The following is a 2521-nucleotide window of genomic DNA, read 5'->3' on the forward strand; positions in this document are numbered from 1 at the left end:
TGAACAAAATCGCTGCGCGATGGCCTGCCAAGGCTGTGGCGCAGTTTTACTGTTTTTTTATTAAAAAGGCAGTTGATTCTTCTTTAAAATGTATTTATTGTTAAGTTACCACACAAAACGAAATACTAAAGAAAGCTCCACTGCCTATGAAAATAATACCATTACAAAGCTGCTTTCACAAGCAGTTTTATTTTGCAAATGCTCCTCCATGACAGGTAGTTACTGTTGTTATTACTACTTTTATTTCATGGAGGTTATTTATGTACGAAGATATTTTTGAATTAGTAACTATTGCTGCACGAAAGAGGAATCTAAAGGAATCCACAGCCAATGCGTATTGTCACGCCCTTAGTCCGTTTCTGAATGCTACCGGTAAACCCTGGCAGGAACTTACTATCGCTGATGTTGATGATTATCTTACTACTAAAAGACTTGCCGGTATTATGCCCGAAACCTACAATCACTACTACGGGGCATTGCGCTTTATGTACAAGCGGGTGCTCAAGCTCAACTGGGACGAAGATGAAATTCCCAGAATGAAACGTGACCGTTCCCTGCCTACGGTTCTTGCTAAAGAAGAAATCGAAGCCATCCTTGATACTACTAAAAACCTGAAATACAAGGCTATCTTTGCTGTTATGTATTCGGGCGGTCTTCGTGTATCTGAAGCAACCCATTTACATTACGAAGATATTTCCCGCAAAAATCATTCCATCCATATCCGCAACACCAAAAACAGAATGGACCGTTATACCATTCTTGCTGACCGTACACTTGACATTCTGACAGAGTACTGGTTTCAGTGTGGAAAACCCAAAAATATTTTGTTCCCAAGCCAGGCAACCGGAGAATATCTGGATATCTCTGCGGTAAATCAGGTGTTAAGAAGAAGCTCTGAACAGGTCGGACTTGCTAAGCATGTCACTTCCCACGCATTCAGGCACAGCTTCGCAAGTCATCTTCTTGAAGCAGGATGTGATATTAAATATATTCAGGCATTATTAGGACACTTGGATCCTAAGTCTACCGAGATTTATCTTCATGTCAGCAACAAAACTTTGCTTGGCATTAAAAGCCCTTTTGATGTACAGGAGGATTCATAATGGAGCATCCGACTGTACAGGATATATTTCTACGGTTTTATCCGCGATATCTTGATAAACATACACCTTCACCACAGCAATCCAAAGTTGCAAACTGCATCATTAACTGCAAGACCGGTGCTTATGGTGCCAATGTAAGCATGTGTGAGGACTGTGGCCACTTGCAAATCCATTATAATTCCTGCCGAAACAGATGCTGTCCCATGTGTCAGGCTTTGCCTAAGGAAAAGTGGATGGACAAGCGACGTGAGGATGTGCTGGAAGCTCCTTACTTTCACGTTGTGTTTACTGTACCACAGGAGTTGAATCCTTTAATCTACAGTAACCAGCAGTTTCTCTATGACGCCATGTATCACTGCGTTTCAGCAACTATTGAAGAACTGACTTCCGACACAAAACATCTTGGTGCAAAGGTTGGATATATTTGTGTGTTACATACCTGGGGTTCTGAAATGAATTTCCATCCTCACATCCATGTCATTCTTCTTGGCGGCGGTCTGACAGCCGAAAATCAATGGCGTGATAAGGGCGAAGAATTCTTTCTTCCTGTAAAGGTACTTTCAAAGCTGTTCCGTGGCAAATATCTGGATGAACTGAAAAACCTCTGGGAAGAGAGAAAGCTTCAGTTTCACGGAAGCAGTGAAAAGTATCGTAACCATTATGCTTTCAAGGGACTCCTAAATACTTGCTATGAAAAGGATTGGGTTCCCCACTGCAAGAAAACCTTCAACGGTGCACAGTCCGTTATTAACTACCTTGGGAAATACACCCACCGTATTGCCATCAGCAACCATCGTATCATCCGCATGGATGAAGATACAGTTACTTACTATGTCAAAGACTACCGAGAAGAAGGCAAATGGAAGGAATTTACCATTTCCGGTGTTGAATTTATTCGCCGGTTTCTTATGCATGTGCCTCCTAAACGCTTTGTCAGAATCAGGCATTATGGGTTACTATGTACCAGAACCAAAACCAAACATCTGACATTATGTCGGAATCTCCTTGGCTGCAAACAGTATCTTTCCCGGCTGAAAGACCTGGATACTCCACAGATGCTCGAAACCCTCTACGGTATTAAGGTTACTGTCTGTAAATGCTGTGGCGGACACCTTGGAAAACCACAACAGCGGATACCACTACGTATTTAAAGCTTGATATTCATATTTTTTGAAAAGCCTCAGAAATGAGGTCTATTTGTCGTGCTTAGATTCAGAAACGAGCCATCTGCCACAATGGCACAACCTTTATCTTATAGTAAAGTGTAAAGATTGAAAGTCCATACATATCGGCTCCGGTGACGCGACTTTGTTCACTATAGAAAAATCGAAATTGATGTAAACGATAGGGCAGTTTATCAAATATTGTAAGCTGCTTTATCGTTTACACCAACTTCGATTGGTTTCTAATCAATTTTC

Annotated in this window: 2 protein-coding genes; both read left to right on the forward strand. The window is 41.5% G+C overall.

Translation table 11 applies throughout. The annotated features are described in order from the left end of the window. Positions 1 to 260 precede the first annotated feature (260 nt). Positions 261 to 1103, forward strand: coding sequence for a tyrosine-type recombinase/integrase (locus ACTQWB_RS18595; protein WP_441502909.1), 843 nt, complete (start codon positions 261 to 263; stop codon positions 1101 to 1103). Continuing rightward, a complete protein-coding gene (locus ACTQWB_RS18600; RefSeq protein WP_441502908.1) occupies positions 1103 to 2254 on the forward strand; it encodes an IS91 family transposase in 1152 nt (383 codons plus the stop codon). The genes ACTQWB_RS18595 and ACTQWB_RS18600 overlap by 1 nt, the downstream gene beginning before the upstream one ends. The last annotated feature ends 267 nt before the right edge of the window (positions 2255 to 2521 follow it).

The organism is Blautia sp. HCP3S3_H10_2 (genome assembly GCF_052122375.1).
GTDB lineage: Bacteria > Bacillota > Clostridia > Lachnospirales > Lachnospiraceae > Blautia_A.